The 19128-nt window shown below is 70.5% G+C and carries 20 protein-coding genes and 2 pseudogenes; 7 read left to right on the plus strand and 15 right to left on the minus strand.

The genetic code is table 11. The annotated features are described in order from the left end of the window. Positions 1 to 31 precede the first annotated feature (31 nt). On the plus strand, positions 32 to 526 hold the full coding sequence (locus ACZ562_RS18600) for a DUF4396 domain-containing protein (protein ID WP_471179960.1): 495 nt from the start codon (positions 32 to 34) through the stop codon (positions 524 to 526). Positions 527 to 542: 16 nt separating this feature from the next. Here the strand turns inward: ACZ562_RS18600 and ACZ562_RS18605 are convergent, their stop codons facing one another. Then, positions 543 to 1175, minus strand: coding sequence for a sulfite oxidase-like oxidoreductase (locus ACZ562_RS18605; protein ID WP_471179963.1), 633 nt, complete (start codon positions 1173 to 1175; stop codon positions 543 to 545). Positions 1176 to 1348: 173 nt separating this feature from the next. Here ACZ562_RS18605 and bfr point away from each other — a divergent pair, with 173 nt between their 5' ends. Next, entirely contained in the window at positions 1349 to 1828 is a 480-nt protein-coding gene (gene bfr, locus ACZ562_RS18610) for a bacterioferritin (protein WP_471179965.1), read from the plus strand. A 1-nt stretch (position 1829) separates the two neighbouring features. Here bfr and ACZ562_RS18615 read toward each other — a convergent pair whose 3' ends face one another. Continuing rightward, positions 1830 to 2054: a (2Fe-2S)-binding protein gene (locus tag ACZ562_RS18615; RefSeq protein ID WP_471179968.1), complete on the minus strand. Its 225-nt coding sequence runs from the start codon at positions 2052 to 2054 to the stop codon at positions 1830 to 1832. A gap of 168 nt (positions 2055 to 2222) precedes the next feature. Then, the gene (locus tag ACZ562_RS18620) at positions 2223 to 3575 is read right to left on the minus strand and encodes a class II 3-deoxy-7-phosphoheptulonate synthase (protein ID WP_471179971.1); all 1353 of its coding nucleotides are present in this window, start codon (positions 3573 to 3575) and stop codon (positions 2223 to 2225) included. A gap of 96 nt (positions 3576 to 3671) precedes the next feature. Here ACZ562_RS18620 and ACZ562_RS18625 point away from each other — a divergent pair, with 96 nt between their 5' ends. Both ACZ562_RS18625 and ACZ562_RS18630 read left to right on the plus strand, forming a co-directional pair. Beyond that, the gene (locus ACZ562_RS18625; protein WP_071528813.1) at positions 3672 to 3728 is read left to right on the plus strand and encodes a trp operon leader peptide; all 57 of its coding nucleotides are present in this window, start codon (positions 3672 to 3674) and stop codon (positions 3726 to 3728) included. Positions 3729 to 3831: 103 nt separating this feature from the next. Then, a complete protein-coding gene (locus ACZ562_RS18630; protein ID WP_471179973.1) occupies positions 3832 to 5751 on the plus strand; it encodes an anthranilate synthase family protein in 1920 nt (639 codons plus the stop codon). Here ACZ562_RS18630 and ACZ562_RS18635 read toward each other — a convergent pair. From ACZ562_RS18635 to ACZ562_RS18655, 5 genes and pseudogenes are all read right to left on the minus strand, one after another. Continuing rightward, positions 5703 to 5996 (minus strand): annotated as a pseudogene (locus ACZ562_RS18635) (NAD(P)-dependent oxidoreductase); the annotation flags it as partial. The gene ACZ562_RS18630 and the pseudogene ACZ562_RS18635 overlap by 49 nt on opposite strands. A 73-nt stretch (positions 5997 to 6069) precedes the next feature. Continuing rightward, a complete protein-coding gene (locus ACZ562_RS18640) occupies positions 6070 to 7098 on the minus strand; it encodes a 6-phosphofructokinase (RefSeq protein ID WP_471179976.1) in 1029 nt (342 codons plus the stop codon). Positions 7099 to 7207: 109 nt separating this feature from the next. Further along, positions 7208 to 7894 (minus strand): response regulator, encoded by a 687-nt coding sequence (locus ACZ562_RS18645; RefSeq protein ID WP_471179978.1) that lies wholly within the window; start codon positions 7892 to 7894, stop codon positions 7208 to 7210. Next, on the minus strand, positions 7891 to 9114 hold the full coding sequence (gene macS / locus ACZ562_RS18650; protein WP_471179980.1) for a MacS family sensor histidine kinase: 1224 nt from the start codon (positions 9112 to 9114) through the stop codon (positions 7891 to 7893). Before macS ends, ACZ562_RS18645 begins: the two co-directional genes overlap by 4 nt. A gap of 74 nt (positions 9115 to 9188) precedes the next feature. Further along, positions 9189 to 9974 carry a lysophospholipid acyltransferase family protein gene (locus ACZ562_RS18655; protein WP_471179983.1) on the minus strand — a complete coding sequence of 262 codons (786 nt, stop codon included), beginning with the start codon at positions 9972 to 9974 and terminating at the stop codon, positions 9189 to 9191. A gap of 161 nt (positions 9975 to 10135) precedes the next feature. Between ACZ562_RS18655 and ACZ562_RS18660 the strand changes: the two genes are divergently transcribed. Both ACZ562_RS18660 and ACZ562_RS18665 read left to right on the plus strand, forming a co-directional pair. Continuing rightward, complete coding sequence (locus ACZ562_RS18660; RefSeq protein ID WP_471179985.1) at positions 10136 to 10948, plus strand: alpha/beta hydrolase; 813 nt, start codon at positions 10136 to 10138, stop codon at positions 10946 to 10948. Then, positions 10941 to 11510 carry a hypothetical protein gene (locus ACZ562_RS18665; protein ID WP_471179988.1) on the plus strand — a complete coding sequence of 190 codons (570 nt, stop codon included), beginning with the start codon at positions 10941 to 10943 and terminating at the stop codon, positions 11508 to 11510. Before ACZ562_RS18660 ends, ACZ562_RS18665 begins: the two co-directional genes overlap by 8 nt. Positions 11511 to 11599: 89 nt before the next feature. Here ACZ562_RS18665 and ACZ562_RS18670 read toward each other — a convergent pair whose 3' ends face one another. The 6 genes from ACZ562_RS18670 to ACZ562_RS18695 form a co-directional block, all read right to left on the minus strand. Further along, the gene (locus ACZ562_RS18670) at positions 11600 to 12352 is read right to left on the minus strand and encodes an endonuclease/exonuclease/phosphatase family protein (protein WP_471179990.1); all 753 of its coding nucleotides are present in this window, start codon (positions 12350 to 12352) and stop codon (positions 11600 to 11602) included. A 126-nt stretch (positions 12353 to 12478) separates the two neighbouring features. Continuing rightward, positions 12479 to 13432 (minus strand): ROK family glucokinase, encoded by a 954-nt coding sequence (locus ACZ562_RS18675; protein WP_471179992.1) that lies wholly within the window; start codon positions 13430 to 13432, stop codon positions 12479 to 12481. 118 nt (positions 13433 to 13550) lie between these two features. Then, complete coding sequence (locus ACZ562_RS18680; protein WP_471179995.1) at positions 13551 to 14045, minus strand: DUF5304 domain-containing protein; 495 nt, start codon at positions 14043 to 14045, stop codon at positions 13551 to 13553. A 57-nt stretch (positions 14046 to 14102) separates the two neighbouring features. Continuing rightward, positions 14103 to 15272, minus strand: a complete 1170-nt coding sequence (locus ACZ562_RS18685) for an ArsA family ATPase (RefSeq protein ID WP_471179997.1) — start codon at positions 15270 to 15272, stop codon at positions 14103 to 14105. A 151-nt stretch (positions 15273 to 15423) separates the two neighbouring features. Next, positions 15424 to 15864 (minus strand): SRPBCC family protein, encoded by a 441-nt coding sequence (locus ACZ562_RS18690; RefSeq protein ID WP_471180000.1) that lies wholly within the window; start codon positions 15862 to 15864, stop codon positions 15424 to 15426. A 112-nt stretch (positions 15865 to 15976) separates the two neighbouring features. After that, positions 15977 to 16774: a metallophosphoesterase family protein gene (locus ACZ562_RS18695; RefSeq protein ID WP_471180002.1), complete on the minus strand. Its 798-nt coding sequence runs from the start codon at positions 16772 to 16774 to the stop codon at positions 15977 to 15979. A 295-nt stretch (positions 16775 to 17069) separates the two neighbouring features. Between ACZ562_RS18695 and ACZ562_RS18700 the strand changes: the two genes are divergently transcribed. Further along, positions 17070 to 18866, plus strand: a complete 1797-nt coding sequence (locus tag ACZ562_RS18700; protein ID WP_471180005.1) for an AMP-dependent synthetase/ligase — start codon at positions 17070 to 17072, stop codon at positions 18864 to 18866. 40 nt (positions 18867 to 18906) lie between these two features. Here the strand turns inward: ACZ562_RS18700 and ACZ562_RS18705 are convergent. Further along, positions 18907 to 19122: pseudogene (locus tag ACZ562_RS18705) on the minus strand (GMC oxidoreductase); the annotation flags it as partial. Between the last annotated feature and the right edge of the window lie 6 nt (positions 19123 to 19128).

A 19128-nucleotide genomic window follows, 5' to 3' on the forward strand; every position in this document is an offset into this window, starting at 1 on the left:
CACGAACCGTCGCCTGGCTCAGGGGGCACTCATGCGGCACGAGGCTCACACACGGCACCCGCGGCACGCCCAGCACGATGAGGGGCGCTCCGCCGCCACCTGGGCCGTGGCCGTCCAGGCCACCCTGCACTGCCTCACCGGGTGCGCCATCGGCGAGGTGCTCGGCATGGTGATCGGCACCGCACTCGGCTGGGGCAACGCACCCACGCTGGCGCTCGCGATCGTGCTCGCCTTCTTCTTCGGCTACGCGCTCACCCTGCGCGGGGTGCTGAAGGCGGGCGTGGGGCTCCGTGGTGCCATCCGTGTGGCCCTGGCCGCGGACACCCTGTCCATCGCCGTGATGGAACTGATCGACAACGGCGTGATCGCGCTGTGGCCCGGCGCGATGGACGCGGAACTGGGCGACCTGCTGTTCTGGGGCGCGCTGGCGATCTCGCTCGCCGTCGCCTTCGTGGTGACCGCGCCGGTCAACAAGTGGATGATCGGCCGCGGCAAGGGGCACGCGGTGGTGCACCAGTACCACTGAGCCGCGGGGACCAGGATCAGAACTCGGGGCCATCCCCGGGTTCCTCCTGGTAGGAGTAGCGCTGTTCCTTCCACGGGTCGCCGATGTTGTGGTAGCCGCGCTCCTCCCAGAAGCCGCGGCGGTCGGCGGTCATGTACTCCACGCCGCGGACCCACTTGGGACCCTTCCAGGCGTACAGATGGGGGACGACCAGGCGGAGCGGGAAGCCGTGCTCCGCCGTCAGCAGCTCGCCGTCCTTGTGTGTGGCGAAGATCGTGCGCTCGGACGCGAAGTCCGACAGACGCAGGTTCGAGCTGAAGCCGTACTCCGCCCACACCATCACATGGGTGACACCGGGCGCGGGCGGGGCGGTGTCCAGGATGGTACGAGCCGGAATGCCGCCCCACTCGGCGCCGAGCATGCTGAACTTCGTGACGCAGTGCAGATCGGCCACGACGGTGGTGTACGGCAGGGCCGTGAACTCCTCGTGCGTCCAGCAGCGCTTCTCGCCGTCGGCGGTGGCGCCGAAGACCCGGAACTCCCAGCGCTCGGGCCGGAACTTGGGGACCGGACCGTAGTGCGTGACCGGCCAGCCGCGCTGGACCCGCTGCCCCGGCGGAAGCTCGGAGTGTGCTGCTGCTCCTGACTCGCGCTCCACCGGCTGCCCCATGGCTCCATCCTGACAGACCCGGAGCGGTGCACAGGACCAACCCTCGTCCGGTTCGGGCAAATCAGACTAAGCATGGACTTACTTACTAAGTGAAGACTTACTGGACGATCTTCGTCTCCGGTGGAATCATGCGCCTCACCTGGCAGTTCCCCCGCTTGGAAGGAGCCTCTGCGATGCAGGGCGATCCCGAGGTCATCGAATTCCTCAACGAGCAGCTGACCGCCGAGCTCACCGCCATCAACCAGTACTTCCTGCACGCCAAGATGCAGGAGAACTTCGGCTGGACGAAGCTCGCGAAGTACACGCGGCACGAGTCGTTCGACGAGATGAAGCATGCGGAGGTGCTGACCGACCGGATCCTGTTCCTGGAGGGGCTGCCGAACTACCAGCGGCTCTTCCATGTACGGGTGGGCCAGACCGTCCGGGAGATGTTCGAGGCCGACCGGCAGATCGAGGTCGAGGCGATCGACCGGCTCAGGCGCGGCATCGAGGTGATGCGCAACAAGGGAGACATCACGTCCGCGAACATCTTCGAGTCGATCCTCGCGGACGAGGAGCATCACATCGACTACCTGGACACCCAGCTGGAACTGCTGGAGAAGCTCGGCGAGGCGCTCTACATCGCGCAGCTGATCGAGCAGCCGGAGAGCTAGGCTAGGCCGCCTCGTCCAGCTCGCTGAGAGCCGGCTTGCCCTGGTCCGCGAGTTCACGGCGGGGGCACGCGCCCCGGCCGAGGATCGCCTGGATACGGCGGACGCACGACCCGCAGTCCGTGCCCGCCTTGCAGGCCGAGGCGATCTGGCGAGGGGTACAGGCCCCGTCATCCGCATGCTTCTTCACCTGCTGCTCGGTGATGCCGAAACAACTGCAGATGTACATGCGGTTCACCTCCCGGCCGGGATCGATAAGTGGCGCCGTCCCCATGATCGGTGAGGCTAACCTAACCTTACCCGCCGCCCAGCTGCCGCAAAAGTGGAGTGGGGCGCGGATCGTATGTGATCCGCGCCCCACTTCGCGTATGTAACGGGTGCCCCCGTTACTGATCTGCTACTGGTCCCGGTACATCTCCGCGACGAGGAACGCCAGGTCGAGGGACTGGCTGCGATTCAGACGCGGGTCGCAGGCAGTCTCGTAACGCTGGTGCAGGTCGTCGACGAAGATCTCGTCGCCGCCGCCCACGCACTCGGTGACGTCGTCACCGGTGAGCTCCACATGGATGCCGCCCGGGTGGGTGCCCAGGGCCTTGTGGACCTCGAAGAAGCCCTTGACCTCGTCGAGCACGTCGTCGAAGCGGCGGGTCTTGTGGCCGGAGGCGGCCTCGAAGGTGTTGCCGTGCATCGGGTCGGTCACCCAGGCCACCACCGCGCCGGACGCCGTGACCTTCTCGACCAGCTCGGGGAGCTTGTCGCGGATCTTGTCGGCGCCCATGCGGACGATGAAGGTCAGCCGGCCCGGCTCGCGATCGGGGTCGAGGCGCTCGATGTACTGCAGCGCCTCCTCGGCCGTGGTCGTCGGGCCGAGCTTGATGCCGATCGGGTTGCGGATCTTCGAGGCGAACTCGATGTGCGCGCCGTCCAGCTGCCGGGTCCGCTCGCCGATCCACACCATGTGGCCGGAGACGTCGTACAGATGGCCGGTGCGCGAGTCGACCCTGGTCAGCGCGGACTCGTAGTCGAGAAGCAGCGCCTCGTGGGAGGCGTAGAACTCGACGGTTTTGAACTCCTCCGGGTCGGTCCCGCAGGCGTGCATGAAGTTGAGCGCGTTGTCGATCTCACGGGCGAGCTGCTCGTAGCGCTGGCCGGACGGTGACGACTTCACGAAGTCCTGGTTCCAGGCGTGCACCTGTCGCAGGTCGGCGTAGCCGCCGGTGGTGAAGGCGCGCACCAGGTTGAGCGTGGATGCGGACGCGTTGTACATCCGCTTGAGGCGCTCGGGGTCCGGGACGCGGGCGGCCTCGGTGAAGTCGAAGCCGTTGACGGAGTCACCCCGGTAGGTCGGGAGCGTGACACCGTCGCGGGTCTCGGTCGGCTTGGAGCGCGGCTTGGAGTACTGGCCGGCGATCCGGCCCACCTTCACCACGGGCACGGACGCGGCGTACGTCAGCACGGCGCCCATCTGGAGCAGGGTCTTGAGCTTGTTGCGGATGTGGTCGGCGGACACCGCGTCGAACGCCTCGGCACAGTCGCCGCCCTGGAGGAGGAACGCCTCTCCCTTGGCGACGGCCGCCATCCGGGCGCGCAGCTGGTCGCACTCGCCCGCGAAGACGAGTGGCGGATACGACGCGAGGTCCGCGATCACTGCGCGCAGAGCCTCGGTGTCGGGGTACTCGGGCTGCTGCGCCGCGGGCAGGTTTCGCCAGGTGTTGCCAGCGCTCGCGCTGGTCTTAGCGTTCACGGTCACGACGTCAACATTACGGGGTCGTGTCGTACCTTCCGCCCCATGCCCAGCAAATGAGACACGGGGTACACGGTGCGGACTTGAGGTAGGGTGCCTCGCATGTTCGCGCACTCGACCCAGAACTGGTGGTGGACCGCTCACCCGGCGGCCCACTGACTGCGCGTACGCACAACTTCGCGAAGGCCGCCCGAGGGGCGGCCTTCGGCGTTTCCGGGGTCGTTCCTCACCGACATCGATCGACATCGACGGAAGAGGAACCATGGACCTGGCACAGCTCCTGCACGACGACCGCCCCTTCGCCCTGCTCCGCCGCCGTACCCCGGGTCGCGATCACGGGCTCGTCGAAGTCCTGATCGGCCCGGTGACGACGCACGACCGTCTCGCCGGCCTCCCCGACGAGGGTCTGGCCCTGATTCCCTTCCGGCAGATCCGCGAGCGCGGCTTCGACGTGTGCGACGACGGGACACCGCTGACGGCGCTGACACCCGAGGAGACGTACGAGATCCCGCTCGCCGAGGCCCTCGCCCAGCTTCCGGCGCACCACGTGCGGGTCGAGGGCGGCGGCTTCGACGTCGACGACGAGGAGTACGCGGAGATCGTCGGACGGGTGCTGCGGGAGGAGATCGGGCGGGGCGAGGGCGCGAACTTCGTGATCCGGCGGACGTACGAGGGTGAGATCCCGGGATTCGGACGCGCCGACGCGCTGGCCCTGTTCCGGCGGCTCCTGGTGGGCGAGCGGGGTGCGTACTGGACGTTCGTCGTGCACACCGGAAACGGGACGGGTGGGCGGACGCTGGTCGGCGCCAGTCCCGAGGTGCATGTGCGGATGTCCGGCGGCACGGTCGTCATGAACCCGATCAGCGGGACGTACCGCTATCCCGCCGAAGGGCCGACGCCCGAGCATCTGCTCGGCTTCCTCGCCGACGGCAAGGAGATCGAGGAGCTGTCGATGGTCGTGGACGAGGAGCTCAAGATGATGTGCACGGTCGGCGACATGGGCGGGGTCGTCGTCGGGCCGCGGCTGAAGGAGATGGCGCACCTCGCGCACACCGAGTACGAGCTGCGCGGCCGGTCGTCGCTGGATGTGCGGGAGGTGCTCAAGGAGACCATGTTCGCCGCGACCGTCACCGGCTCGCCGGTGCAGAACGCCTGCCGGGTCATCGAGCGGCACGAGGTCGGCGGCCGCGGGTACTACGCCGGTGCGCTGGCGCTCCTCGGGAGGGAGCCGGGCGGGGCCCAGACCCTCGACTCCCCCATTCTCATCCGCACCGCCGACCTCGACGCGGACGGCCGGCTGCGGGTGCCGGTCGGCGCCACCCTGGTACGCGGCTCGGATCCGGTGGGCGAGGTCGCGGAGACGCACGCCAAGGCGGCGGGGGTGCTGGCGGCGCTGGGGATCCGTGAGCAGCGACCGCGCGGGGAGAGCGTACGGCCCCGGCTGGCCGACGACCCGCGGGTGCGGGCCGCGCTGGACGGGCGCCGGGCCTCGCTGGCCCCCTTCTGGCTGCGGATGCAGGAGCGGTCGGACGACCTTCAGGGCCACGCCCTGGTCGTCGACGGGGAGGACACCTTCACGGCGATGCTCGCCCATGTCCTGCGGTCGAGCGGCCTGGAGGTGACCGTCCGGCGGTACGACGAGCCCGGGCTGCGGGAGGCGGTGCTCGCGCACGAGGGGCCGGTCGTCCTCGGCCCGGGGCCGGGTGATCCCGGCGATGTGACCGACCCCAAGATGCGGTTCCTGCGCGCCCTGACCGCCGAGGTGATCCGGGAGCACCGGCACGGCGTCCTCGGTGTCTGCCTCGGGCATGAGCTGATCGCGGTGGAGCTGGGCCTGGAGATCGTGCGGAAGGAGGTGCCCTACCAGGGGGCGCAGATGGAGATCGACCTGTTCGGGCGGACGGAGACCGTCGGCTTCTACAACAGCTTCGTGGCGCACTGCGACGCGGAGAAGGCCGCGGAGCTGGCCGCGCACGGCATCGAGGTCAGCCGCAGCGCGAGCGGCGAGGTGCACGCGCTGCGCGGGCGGCGTCGTGCCGGAGGCACGCCCAGGAATGCAGTCACCGGTGTCCAGTTCCACCCGGAGTCGGTACTCACCCTCGACGGCACCGCGGTCGTACGGGAGCTGGTCGGTCAGCTGCGCGGCACCAGCACGTTCTCGGAGCGGCGGCCGGCCTTGTAGTCCAGGACGTTCTTCACCGTGGCGTCGATGATCTGACCGACGGCGTCCTCGGTGTAGTAGGCCTGGTGGGAGGTGATCAGGACGTCCGGGAACGTGACGAGGCGGGCCAGGGTGTCGTCCTCGACGGCCTCCCGGGACTTGTCGAGGTAGAACAAACCCGCCTCCGCCTCGTAGACGTCCGGTCCGACGCCCGTGAAGCGGCCCTCGCGCAGTTCGGTGACGAGGGCCGCGGTGTCGACGAGGCCGCTTCACCAGGATCACCCTGCCGGGCCATGGGCCGAGTACGCCGAACATACGGCCCATGGCCCGGTTTCCGGATCAGCCGAAGAAGACCCCGACCTCCTCGTAGAGCGCGGGATCCACCGTCTTCAGCTTGGCCGTCGCCTCCGCGATCGGAACGCGGACGATGTCCGTGCCGCGCAGCGCGACCATCTTGCCGAAGTCGCCGTCCCGGACGGCCTCGATGGCGTGCAGCCCGAAACGGGTGGCGAGCCAGCGGTCGAAGGCGCTGGGGGTACCGCCGCGCTGGATGTGCCCGAGAACGGTGGTACGGGCCTCCTTGCCCGTGCGCCTCTCGATCTCCTTCGCCAGCCACTCGCCGACGCCGGACAGCCGCACGTGTCCGAAGGAGTCGAGTGACTGGTCCTTGAGCACCATGTCCCCGTCCTTCGGCATGGCTCCCTCCGCGACGACCACGATCGGCGCGTACGACGCCTTGAAGCGGGAGGTCACCCAGGCGCACACCTGGTCCACGTCGAAGCGCTGCTCGGGGATGAGGATGACGTTGGCGCCGCCGGCCAGGCCGGAGTGGATGGCGATCCAGCCGGCGTGGCGGCCCATCACCTCGCAGACCAGGACGCGCATGTGCGACTCGGCGGTGGTGTGCAGCCGGTCGATCGCCTCCGTCGCGATGCCGACCGCGGTGTCGAAACCGAAGGTGTAGTCGGTGGCGGACAGGTCGTTGTCGATGGTCTTCGGCACGCCGACGCACGGCATGCCGTACTCGTCGGACAGGCTCGCGGCGACACCCAGAGTGTCCTCGCCGCCGATCGTGATGAGCGCTTCGACCTCCAGCTTGGCGAGGTTCTCCTTGATACGGCGGATGCCGTTGTCCTGCTTGAGAGGATTCGTGCGCGAGGATCCGAGGATGGTGCCGCCGCGGGGCAGGATGCCGCGCACGGCGGGGATGTCGAGGCGGACGGTGTCCCCTTCGAGGGGCCCTCGCCAGCCGTCCCGGAAGCCGACGAAGTCGTAGCCGTACTCCTGCACGCCCTTGCGGACGATGCCCCGGATGACGGCGTTGAGCCCGGGGCAGTCGCCGCCTCCGGTCAGTACTCCGACCCGCATGGAAATGTCCCTTCGCCGCGGTTGCCTGGTGAGGGTCACGCTAGTAGTGGTCCAGGTCACACGGGGATGGGCGGGAACGGCAATTCCGGTGAATCGTCCGGTGGTTGGTTTACTCGTCGTCAAGCCCGCGCTCGATCGCGTACCGCACCAGCTCCACGCGGTTGTGCAGTTGCAGCTTCCCGAGAGTGTTCTGAACGTGGTTCTGGACCGTGCGGTGGGAGATGACCAGGCGTTCGGCGATCTGCTTGTAGCTCAGGCCCTTGGCGACCAGCCGCAGCACCTCGGTCTCGCGGTCCGTGAGCTGCGGGGCCCCCGGCTGGTCGGTGTCCGCGGCGGGCGCGGGCTCGGAGGCGAGACGGCGGTACTCGCCGAGGACCAGGCCCGCGAGCCCGGGAGTGAAGACGGGGTCCCCGACCGCCGTGCGGCGCACCGCGTCGAGCAGTTCGCCGGTCGAGGCCGACTTGAGCAGATAGCCGGTGGCGCCCGACTTCACGGCCTCCAGTACGTCGGCGTGCTCACCGCTCGCCGACAGCACCAGCACGCGCAGCGCCGGGTTGGCGCCGACGAGCTCCTTGCAGACCTGGACGCCGGGCTTGGCGGGCAGGTTGAGGTCGAGCACGAGGACGTCGGGTGCGGCGGCCTTGGCGCGGCGCACGGCCTGGTCGCCGTCACCGGCGGTGGCGACCACGTCGAAGCCCGACTCGGCCAGGTCTCGGGCGACGGCGTCGCGCCACATAGGGTGGTCGTCGACCACCATGACCTTGATCGGGTCCTGCCGGCCCTCGGTGTCCGTCATCGCTGCTCCGCCTTCCCCCGTGAAACCTCTGTGTCCTTCGGTACTTTCAGCTCGACCTCCGTGCCCTGGCCCGGCACCGAGATCAGCTCGGCGCTGCCGCCGAGTTCGCGCAGCCGGCCCCGGATCGACAGGGCCACACCGAGCCGCCCCTCGCCCTCTGCCTGCGCGAGCCGCCCCTCGGGGATGCCGGGGCCGTCGTCCCGTACGGTCACGATCACGGAGTCCGGCTCGTCCTCGACCAGGATCCACGCGCGCGCGTGCTGCCCGGCATGCCTGCGGACGTTGTCCAGGGCGGCCCCGACGGCCGCGGCCAGTTCCCTCGCGGCGGCCGGCGGCAGCGGCACGGGAGCACCGGGCTCGGCGAGGCTGACCTTCGCGGCGGCGTACGGGGCGAGCAGGGCGCGCAGATCGACCGGCCCGTCGTCGTCCGGTTCCTCGACGGTCCGTACGACGGCTCCCTCGGCCGCGTCCTCCGACGCCCGGGACACGGGCACGAGACCGCCGGAGACCAGCGTGCGCAGCGCCACCTCCTGTTCGCCGGCCATCCGGCCCAGCTCGGCCGCCTCGCCGCCGATGACGGCGCCGCGCCGCTGCACCATCGCCAGCACCTGCAGGACGCTGTCGTGGATGTCCCGGGCGAGCCGCTCCCGTTCACGGGTGGCGGCCTCGATCTCCAGGGCGCGGGCGAGGGTGCGCTCGGAGGCGCGGGCGACCTCGACGACGTACCCGATGGCGATGGAGGCGACCCAGACGAGGATCACGTTGTGGACGGTGTCGCGGGCCGGGGTGCCCCGCTCGACCAGGTTGGCGACGGCGACGAGCGTGGAGGCGAGGGCCGCCCAGCGCCAGCCGCCCTTGATGGCGAAGGCCAGGACCGCGCCCGCGGTCCAGATCGACGGCAGGGTCGGACCGCCCTCCTGGATCCGCTCGTGCGCGTCGGCGACCGGCGTGAGCATGATCCCGCTGAGGGCGATGGTCAGGTCGGCGGCGAGGAAGGGCCTGGTGCAGTTCGCCGCGTTCGCGACCCTGGGCAGGGTGGCCAGGGTCCAGACGAACAGGACGCAGTAGTACGTGACGGCGACCCAGGGGCGGGCGAACTCGTCGTAGGCGGTGGCGAAGAGGCCGACCGCGTACAGCATCGTGAGCACCCGGTATCCGCTGAGCGCACGCCACAGCGGCAGCTCGACAGACATGCGCATGACGCGCTCACGCTTCGCCACTACCCCACCCCTCTTTTGGGCCGTTCGCCTCCGGCGCGCTCCAGCCGGTACGGCTCACTCCCCCGGACCCGCACCTACTGTGCGCTGTCCTTCCCCGCCTGTTCGTTCTGCGCCTGTTCCTTCTGCGCCTGCGCGAGTGCGGCCTTCGCCGCCCTCTGCTCCGCCTTCTCCGCTTCCTTCTCGGCCTTCGCCGCCTCCGCGATCTGCCGCTTGGCGGCGGCCGCGTACATGTCGACGTACTCCTGGCCGGAAAGCCTCATGATTTCGTACATGACCTCGTCGGTCACCGCCCGGAGCACGAACCGGTCGTGCTCCATGCCCTGGTAGCGGCTGAAGTCCAGCGGCCTGCCTATGCGGATGCCGGGTCTCATCAGCTTCGGCACGACCTTGCCGGGTGGCTGGATCTTCTCCGTGTCGATCATGGCGACCGGGATGACGGGCGCTCCGGTGGCCAGCGCCACGCGCGCGAGGCCACCCGGTTTGCCGCGGTAGAGCCGGCCGTCGGGCGAGCGCGTGCCTTCCGGGTAGATCCCGAACAGCTCACCGCGCTCCAGGACCCCGATGCCGCTCCTGACCGCGGCCTCGCCCGCGCCGCGCGCGCCGGAGCGGTCCACCGGGAGCTGGCCGACCCCCTTGAAGAAGGCGGCCGTCAGCCGGCCCTTCACGCCGGGCGTGGTGAAGTACTCGGCCTTCGCGATGAACGTCACCTTGCGGTTGAGGACCGCGGGCAGGAAGAACGAGTCCGAGAAGGAGAGGTGGTTGCTCGCCAGGATCGCGGGGCCCTCGGCCGGTACGTTCTCGAGGCCTTCCACCCAGGGCCTGAAGGCGAGCTTCAGCGGGCCCCCGATGGATACCTTCATCGCGCCGTACAACAACCGAGTGCCTCCTGTGTCTGTAGATCAGACCTTAACCCGGCTCTCTCCCAAAGGCCCCGACGACCCTGGTCGGTGTCAGTGCGGTCGCGTACGGTGAACCACACCTGGACTTGTTCACGCCCCTCTGATGGACAGGAGACCCGAAGGTGCCGGTCCTCCCCGGAGCCGAGCCGTTCCGCCACGAGGGCGGGGAGGCAGGTGTCCTCCTCTGCCACGGCTTCACCGGCTCTCCCCAGTCGCTGCGTCCCTGGGCGGAGTACCTCGCCGAGCGCGGCCTGTCCGTCTCGCTGCCGCTGCTGCCCGGGCACGGCACGCGCTGGGAGGACATGCAGCTCACCGGCTGGCAGGACTGGTACGCGGAGGTGGACCGCGAGCTGTACCACATGGGCGAACGCTGCGAGCGGGTGTTCGTGGCCGGCCTGTCGATGGGCGCCGGGCTCGCGCTGCGGCTCGCGGCCAAGCACGGGGACGCGGTCAGCGGGATCATCGCCGTCAACCCGGGCAACAAGGTGCACGGCCTGGCCGCGCACGCCCTTCCGGTCGTCCGTCACTTCGTCCGGACGACGAAGGGCATCGTGAGCGACATCGCGAAGGAGGGCGTCGTCGAGCTCGGGTACGACAGGGTGCCGCTGCACGCGGCGCACTCACTGCGCGTCTTCTTCCGGCTGGTGGACGGCGAGCTGCCGCAGGTCACCCAGCCGTTGCTGCTCCTGCACAGCCCGCAGGACCACGTGGTGCCGGCGGCCGACTCCGCGCGGGTCCTCGGCCGGGTCTCCTCGACGGACGTGACGGAGATCCTGCTGGAACAGAGCTACCACGTCGCGACGTTGGACCATGACGCGGAGCGGATCTTCGGGGAGAGCTTCGCGTTCATCGACCGGCTCGCACCCGGTGCCGGCAAGGAGGCGTCCGGCGCGGGTCGGCCGCGCAGGCAGGAAGGGACGGCCGAAGGTGGCTGAGCACGACTCCGACCGCGAGGACCGCGAGCCGGACGAGAAGGGCGCCCCCTTCGACGAGGCGGCCGTCTGGGCGGCGATCGTCGAAGGGTACGGCGAGGAGCCGCCGGACCCGCCGGGCGCCAAGCCCTTCAAGTCGGTCGAGGACCTGGCGCTGCCGGAGCCGGAGCCCGATGACGGGAAGCCGGGGGAGGAGAAGCCGAGGGAGGAGAAGCCGACGGGTCCGCTGGGCAGCTCCGTCTCCTTCGCGCCCGGCATCGGCCCGCGTGACTACAGCACACCCGCGCCTGCCGAGGAGGACTTCGACGAGGACGACGAGGGCCACTTCGTACCACCGGAGCCGCCGCCGCTGCCGGCCGCCGACGTGACCGCGAAGTTCGCCTGGCTCGCCGTGATCGGCGGTCCGGTGCTGCTGCTTCTCGCGGTCGTACTCGGCTGGGACATGACCTGGTGGCTGACCACGCTCGGCATCGGCGGCTTCCTGGGCGGCTTCGCCACGCTGGTGATGCGGATGAACCCCGGCGACGAGGAGGACGACGATCCGGGGCGGGGAGCCGTCGTCTAGGCCTGTCGTGACATTCCCGTCGTCCGCCGCGGCAGGCGGGAATCTGACGACCGGGCCCGGGCGCGGGAACGTCGAGAGCGCCGGAACGTCTAGAGCGCGGGAACTCTCAGGGCGGCCAGCACCGGAAGGTGGTCCGTGGCCGCCCTCATGTCTGCTTCCGTCACGCCAGGATGGCCCAGCGGTACCCCGCAGCCGAGGACCTCGACGCCCTTCGTGGCGAAGATCGCGTCGATGCGCTGGTGGGGATCGGCGGGCGTCGAGGTGTACTCGCCGCCCCACGGAGCGGTCGCCCGGCAGTCCTGAAGGCCGGCGGCCAGGCTCCTGAACGTACGGCCGCCTGGGCCCTCGTTGATGTCGCCGCCCGCGACCGCGTGCTCCGCGCCCATCCCGGCGAGCCGGTCCAGGAGCATGCCGCCCTGCTCGTACCGCTCGTCCTTCTGGAGGCTCAGATGGCAGCTGAGCACACCGAGCCGGGCGCCGCCGAAGCGGACGACCGCGGTGGCGAAGCCGCGTCGGTGCAGGCCGGGGGTGAGAGGCAGCAGGACGTCCTCCGTGCGCTCGACGGTCGCCCGCAGGGAGCACAGGATCGCCGGCCCCGCTGCGGTGGCTCCGCCGGAGAGGATCACCTGACCGGTTGCGGCCGCGAGGCGGGCCAGCTTCTTGCGCCAGCGGAAGAAGCGGGGGGCTTCCTGGATCAGGACCAGGTCGGGGGCGCAGGCGGTGATCACTCGGGCGAGGGCGGCGGTGTCGTCGCGCATCGAGCGGATGTTGTAGCCGAGGACGCGGATGACCGCGGAACCGTCGGGCTCGGTGCGGGAGTTGGGGAGCGTGGACGTCACCATGCCGTCACGATACGTGGTCGGCCGCGGTTCGTCGTGACTGGTCACGCCCACGCGGCGGAGCCGCATACCCACACAGCCCCGCGCCCCTGGAGGGGCGCGAAGGCACCGCATCTCGCAAAGTGACCCTTACATGATCGGGTCGGGCTCCCTGGCCAGGTCCGCCGCGCCCACCAGGCCCGCCTTGTTGCCGAGCTGGGCCGCGATCACGTCGGCGACCGGGCGCCAGTTGCCGCCGACCAGCCAGCGCTTGTAGGAGTTGCGGATCGGGTCGAGGACCAGCTCGCCCTCGTCCGAGAGGCCGCCGCCGACGATGAAGGCGGACGGGTCGAAGAGGGAGGCCAGGTCGGCGAGGCCGGCGCCGGCCCAGCGGGCCAGCTCGCGGTAGGAGTCGACGGCGACCGGGTCGCCCTGGCGGGCGGCCATGGAGATGTGCTTGCCCTCGATGCCGTCGGGGGTGCCGTCACCCAGACCGAGCAGGATCTCCGCGTTCTCGGGGGTGGCCTTGGCGCGCTGCTTGGCGTATCTGACGAGGGCCCGGCCGGACGCGTACTGCTCCCAGCAGCCCTGCGAGCCGCAGCCGCACAGCAGGCCGTCCGGGACCATCCGGATGTGGCCGAACTCGGCCGCCACGCCGAAGTGGCCCCGGCGCAGCTTGTTGCCGATGATGATGCCGCCGCCGAGGCCGGTGCCGAGGGTGATGCAGATGACGTTGCGGTGGCCCTTGCCGCCGCCGAACTTGTACTCGCCCCACGCGGCCGCGTTGGCATCGTTCTCGACGACGACGGGGAGGCCCACGCGGGCCTCGACCTTCTCCTTCAGAGGCTCGTTGCGCCAGTCGATGTTCGGCGCGAAGTAGACCGTCGAGCGCTGGCGGTTGACGTAACCGGCCGCACCGATGCCCACACCGACGATCTCGTGGCCGGCATGAGCACCCTCCACCGCGGAGGCGATGGCGTCCACGATGCCGTCGGGCGTGCCCGGGGTCGGCACCTTGTAGGTCGAGAGGATGTTGCCTTCCTCATCGACCACGCCGGCCGCGATCTTCGTGCCGCCGATGTCGACGCCGATGGTGAGTCCCATGAATCCCTCAGTTTCGGTCGAGCCCCGCTACGGCCAACCGTACCCGAGGCCCTGCCATGGGATTCCCGCCGTCCGATCAGCGGACGGGCCCGGCGGCGTCAGGAAGATCCCGGCGCCGTCAGTCCAGGTCGATGCGTTCCCCGGGACCGGCGTCGTCGCCCCCGTCGTCCCGGTCGTCCAGGTCGCGCGGGTCCTTCTCCCTGGTCGTCCAGCGCCGTTCCTGGGCCTGGACCGCGGAGCGGTAGGCGGCGAGGAGTTCGTTGCCGGCCGCCGCGAGGTGCTCGAAAACGTCCGGATTGCGTTCGATGACGGGCTCGACGGCGGCCCTGGCCTGCTGGACGGCCTGCTTCACCGCCTGCTGGGCGGCCGGTCCGGCGACCGCGCCGAGCAGCGGGGACTGGATCGAGGACAGCTTGTCGGTGACGGCGTCGACGAGCTTGCGCAGTTCCTCGGCGGCCGAGCCGGCGGGCGGGCCGTACTCGGCACGGCGGCGGGCCTTCTCCGCCGCGAGGTCCTCGGCACACGCCGTGGCCCAGGCGTCGGCGTCGGTCGCCCGTACCTCGTCGGCCGCCTCGTCCTCGGTGCCGTCGGACGGGGGGAGCTCTTCGCTCATGACGGACTCCTGACTACGGTTCGTCTCTACGACGTTACCCGAACGGGCGTACGCAGTTCACCGGGTCTGAGGCCACAGGTCCGGGTCCGGCGCGAAGCGGACGCGCAGCTCGCCCTCCCGCAGTCCGGCCCCGTCCACGGTGCAGCGGCGCAGGGCGGACGGCAGCGGCACGATCCGGCGGAACTGCCCTGCCGTGACGACGAGTTCGTCGCCGCGCCGGACGAGGTCCAGCTCGTCCCGTATCGCACCGGGCAGCGGGACGTGCCAGACGAGCACGCCGTCCTCGGCGAGCCGGTCGCTGACGGGCCACTCGATGGTGGAGGTTGTGCCGTTGACACCGGGCACGGAGAGTGCGGCGAGGTCGTCGGTGCCGCGCGGGTCCCGGCCGAGATGGGGGACTGCCCGGACGTCGTACGACTCCTGCCACTCGTCCAGGGCCTTGCGCTGCTGGGCGACGGGGCCGGCGAGCCAGCTGTCCGCGGCGGGCTCCGGCAGGACACGGTTCGCGACCAGTACGTCGGGCCGCAGGCCGCGCAGGGCGAGGGCGAGGCCGGCGGTGCGGACGGCGTCGGTGCCGGCCGGGCCGGGTTCGGCGACCAGCCGTACGACGGTGTCGTGGTCGGCGAGGACGGCCTGCACGGCTGCGAGCTCCACGTCCCAGCGGGCGGCCGTCTCGTACAGCCACTCCGCGGGCATGGGGACGCCGGCGAGCCGGCCGAGGACGGGGCGCAGGGCGCGGGCCGCCTGGCGCTCGGGCGGGAGCAGGCGGCGCAGGTAGCGGCGCAGTTCCTCGGGCAGGGCGAGCAGGGCGAGGGCCTGCGGGGTGGGCGGGAGGTCGACGACCAGGAGGTCGTGGCTTTCCGCGAGGGCCGCGTCGCGCAGGGCGCGCAGGAGGGCGAGCTCCTCGGCGCCGGGGAGGGGGGTGAGTTCCTCCGGGTCGAGGCGGGAGGCGCCGAGGAGGTCGAAGGCGGATGCCGCGCGGGCCTGGAACGCCGTGAGGTCCTCGCGGAACCGCCCGACCGCGTCCGGGCGCCAGGCCGTGAGGCGGGGCGCGACCTCCTGCGGGACCGGCCCGGTCGCCGTACCCAGGGCCGCGCCGAGGGTGTCCGTGCGGTCGGCGCTCAGGACGAGCGTGCGGGTGCCCTCGCGGGCGGCGGAGAGCGCGGCGGCGGCCGCGGTGGTCGTACGGCCGCTGCCGCCCGGGCCCGTGATCAGGATGGTGCGCATGAGGGTGAACGGTACCTGGGCGGCGCCCAGGCGGTTTTCGCCCCCGCCGCCCCTGCCCGTCCCGTTCCTGGGGGCTCCGCCGCCACACCCCGTGTCGCGCTGGCGCGCTCGTCCTCAAACGCCGACGGGCTGGGAGAAAACGCCCGACGGGCTAGGAGCCCGACTCCACCCGCTTCTTCAGCCCCGCCAGCGCACGGTCGATGATGACCTTCTCCGCCTTGCGCTTGATCATCCCCAGCATCGGGATCTTGACGTCCACCGTCAGCTGGTACGTCACCTCGGTCGCCCCGGCGCCGGCCGGCTTGAGGATGTACGAGCCGTCCAGGGAGCGCAGCATCTGGGACTTGACCAGGGTCCAGGAGACCTCGTGGTCGCCGGTCCAGGTGTAGCCCAGGGTCTGGTCGTCCTTGATGGCGCCGGCGTCCATGACGAGGCGGACCTGCTCGGCGCGGCCCTGCTCGTCGGTCTTGAGGACCTCGGCCTCCTTCACCTCGCCGGTCCAGTCCGGATAGCGGGCGAAGTCGGCGATCACCGCCATGACGTCGGCCGGTGCCGCCTCGATCGTGATGCTCGAGCTGGTGTGTTCCGCCATCGCCGTGGCTCCTCCAGATACGGGCCGGTACTGAGGTCGTCGTGCGCACGTGTGTGCAGCGTGAAGGCTACCGCGCACGCTGGCGCCCGACTCCACCCCCACCTGGGGTCTCTCACCATTCCAGCGCCCACGGCTGCCCGGACCCGGCGAAGTGCCCGACGTTGACGCACTCGGTCGCCCCGATCCGCATGCGCCGTACCAGCGGCTGGTGGACGTGGCCGAACAGCGCGTACCGGGGCCGGGTGCGGCGGATCGCGTCCAGCAGGGCACGGCTGCCGCGTTCGAAGCGGCGGGCGACCGTGTCGTAGACCAGTTCGGGCACCTCCGGCGGGATGTGCGTGCACAGCACGTCCACGTCCCCCACCGCCTCGATCTTCGCGGCGTACTCCTCGTCGCTGATCTCGTACGGGGTGCGCATGGGGGTCCGCAGGCCGCCGCCGACGAAGCCGAAGACCCACCCGCCGATCTCCACGCGCTCCCCGTCGAGCACCGTGGTGCCGGGCCGGGCGTACTCCCGCCACAGTGGCGGCATGTCGACATTGCCGTAGGTCGCGTACGTCGGCGCCGGGAACGCGGCGAACAGCTCGGCGTACTGCCGCCGTACCGCCTTCTCGACCGCGGCCGCCCGGTCGGTGCCGATGCCCGCCCACAGCCGGGCCCCGAACTCGCGCGCCTCCTCGAAGCGGCGGGCGGTGCGCAGCTCGACGATGCGGTCGGCGTTCTCGACGCCGAACAGGTCGGGGAAGATGCCGCGCGAGTGGTCGGCGTAGTCCAGGAAGAGAACGAGGTCACCCAGGCAGATCAGGCCGTCGGCGCCCTCGCCGGCGCGGGCCAGGTCGCGAACGTTGCCGTGCACGTCGCTGACCACGTGAAGACGCGTCCTGCGGTTACCGCCTGGTGTGGATGCCATGGCGATCAAGGGTAAGCGTGTGGGGCATGTGTGAACAGTGGCGGCAGGACCCGAGGTTACTGGTCAGTCAGTTAGCGCGTGGACTACTGTCGGCGAAGGAAGACCCGTCTGTGTGACGCAGCGAACATCTCGCCGAGCCCCCTGTCGAAAAAGCCATACCGGCGGGTAACGTCCGGGCAGTCCAGTCGTACTCAGGATTTCAACATGTGAATCCCTGAGTACCTGCCCGAGCCGTGGACCGCACCGTCGCAGCACACAACGTCGTGGCGCCGGCGCCCTATGAGGAGCAGCAGTCTTGCGCGAGTTCAGCCTTCCGGCTTTGTACGAGGTCCCTTCGGACGGCAATCTCACCGACATCGTCCGCAGAAACGCCGCGCAGCACCCCGATGTCGCCGTCATCGCCCGCAAGGTCGGCGGTGCCTGGCACGACGTGAGCGCCACCGCGTTCCTCGCGGAGGTGCACGCCGCCGCCAAGGGGCTCATCGCCTCGGGTGTCCAGCCGGGCGACCGGGTCGGCCTGATGTCCCGTACCCGCTACGAGTGGACCCTGCTCGACTTCGCGATCTGGTGCGCGGGCGCGATCACGGTTCCGGTGTACGAGACCAGCTCGCCGGAGCAGGTCCAGTGGATCCTCTCCGACTCGGGTGCCACCGCCTGCGTCGTGGAGCTGGACGGCCACGCGGCCGCCGTCGACGCGGTGCGCGACCGGCTGCCCGCCCTCAAGCACGTCTGGCAGATCGAGGCCGGCGGGGTCGAGGAGCTGGACCGGCTCGGCAAGGACATCAGCGACGCGACGGTCGAGGAACGCAGCTCGATCGCCAAGGCGGACGACCCGGCGACCATCGTCTACACCTCCGGCACCACCGGCCGGCCCAAGGGCTGTGTGCTGACCCATCGCAGCTTCTTCGCCGAGTGCGGCAACATCGTGGAGCGCCTGCGGCCGCTGTTCCGCACCGGCGAGTGCTCCGTCCTGCTCTTCCTGCCGCTCGCGCACGTCTTCGGCCGGCTCGTGCAGATCGCGCCGATGATGGCGCCGATCAAGCTGGGCAACGTCCCGGACATCAAGAACCTCACCGACGAGCTGGCCGCGTACCGGCCGACGCTGATCCTGGGTGTGCCGCGCGTCTTCGAGAAGGTCTACAACTCGGCGCGCGCCAAGGCGCAGGCGGACGGCAAGGGCAAGATCTTCGACAAGGCGGCCGACACGGCGATCGCCTACAGCAAGGCCCTGGACACGCCCTCGGGGCCGTCCCTCGGACTGAAGATCAAGCACAAGGCGTTCGACAAGCTCGTCTACAGCAAGCTGCGCGCGGTTCTCGGCGGCAAGGGCGAGTACGCCATCTCCGGCGGCGCCCCGCTCGGCGAGCGCCTCGGCCACTTCTTCCGCGGTATCGGCTTCACGGTGCTGGAGGGCTACGGCCTGACCGAGTCCTGTGCCGCCACCGCCTTCAACCCCTGGGACCGTCAGAAGATCGGCACGGTCGGCCAGCCGCTGCCCGGCTCGGTGGTGCGGATCGCGGACGACGGCGAGGTGCTGCTGCACGGGGAGCACCTGTTCAAGGGGTACTGGAACAACGAGGCGGCGACCGCGGAGGCGCTGGCCGACGGCTGGTTCCACACCGGTGACATCGGCACCCTCGACGAGGACGGCTACCTCAGGATCACCGGCCGCAAGAAGGAGATCATCGTCACCGCGGGCGGCAAGAACGTCGCCCCGGCCGTGATCGAGGACCGCATCCGCGCGCACGCGCTGGTCGGGGAGTGCATGGTGGTGGGCGACGGGCGGCCGTTCGTGGGCGCGCTGATCACCATCGACGAGGAGTTCCTGGGCCGCTGGGCCGCCGACCACGGCAAGCCGGCGGGCTCCACCGCGGCGTCGCTGCACGCGGACCCCGACCTGCTGGCCGCGGTCCAGTCGGCGGTCGACGACGGCAACGCCGCGGTGTCGAAGGCGGAGTCGGTGCGGAAGTTCCGCATTCTGTCCTCCCAGTTCACGGAGGAGTCGGGCCACCTGACGCCGTCCCTGAAGCTCAAGCGCAACGTGGTGGCGAAGGACTACGCGGACGAGATCGAGGCGCTCTACCGGAAGTAGTACAGAAGTAGTACGCCCCTTCTTCAGGCCGTACGACGGTTCATGGCGCGGTGTCCTCGACGAGGACCCGCGCCATCGTCCGTTCGGCGAGGGCCGTGATCGTCACGAACGGGTTCACCCCGATCGAGCCGGGCACGAGCGAGCCGTCGGTGACGTACAGCTTCGAGTACCCCTTGACCCGGCCGAAGTCGTCCGTCGCCTTCCCCAGCACGCAGCCGCCCAGCGGGTGGTACGTGAAGTCGTCGGCGAAGGCCCTGCAGCG

It is taken from the genome of Streptomyces sp. NPDC040410, from assembly GCF_055595715.1.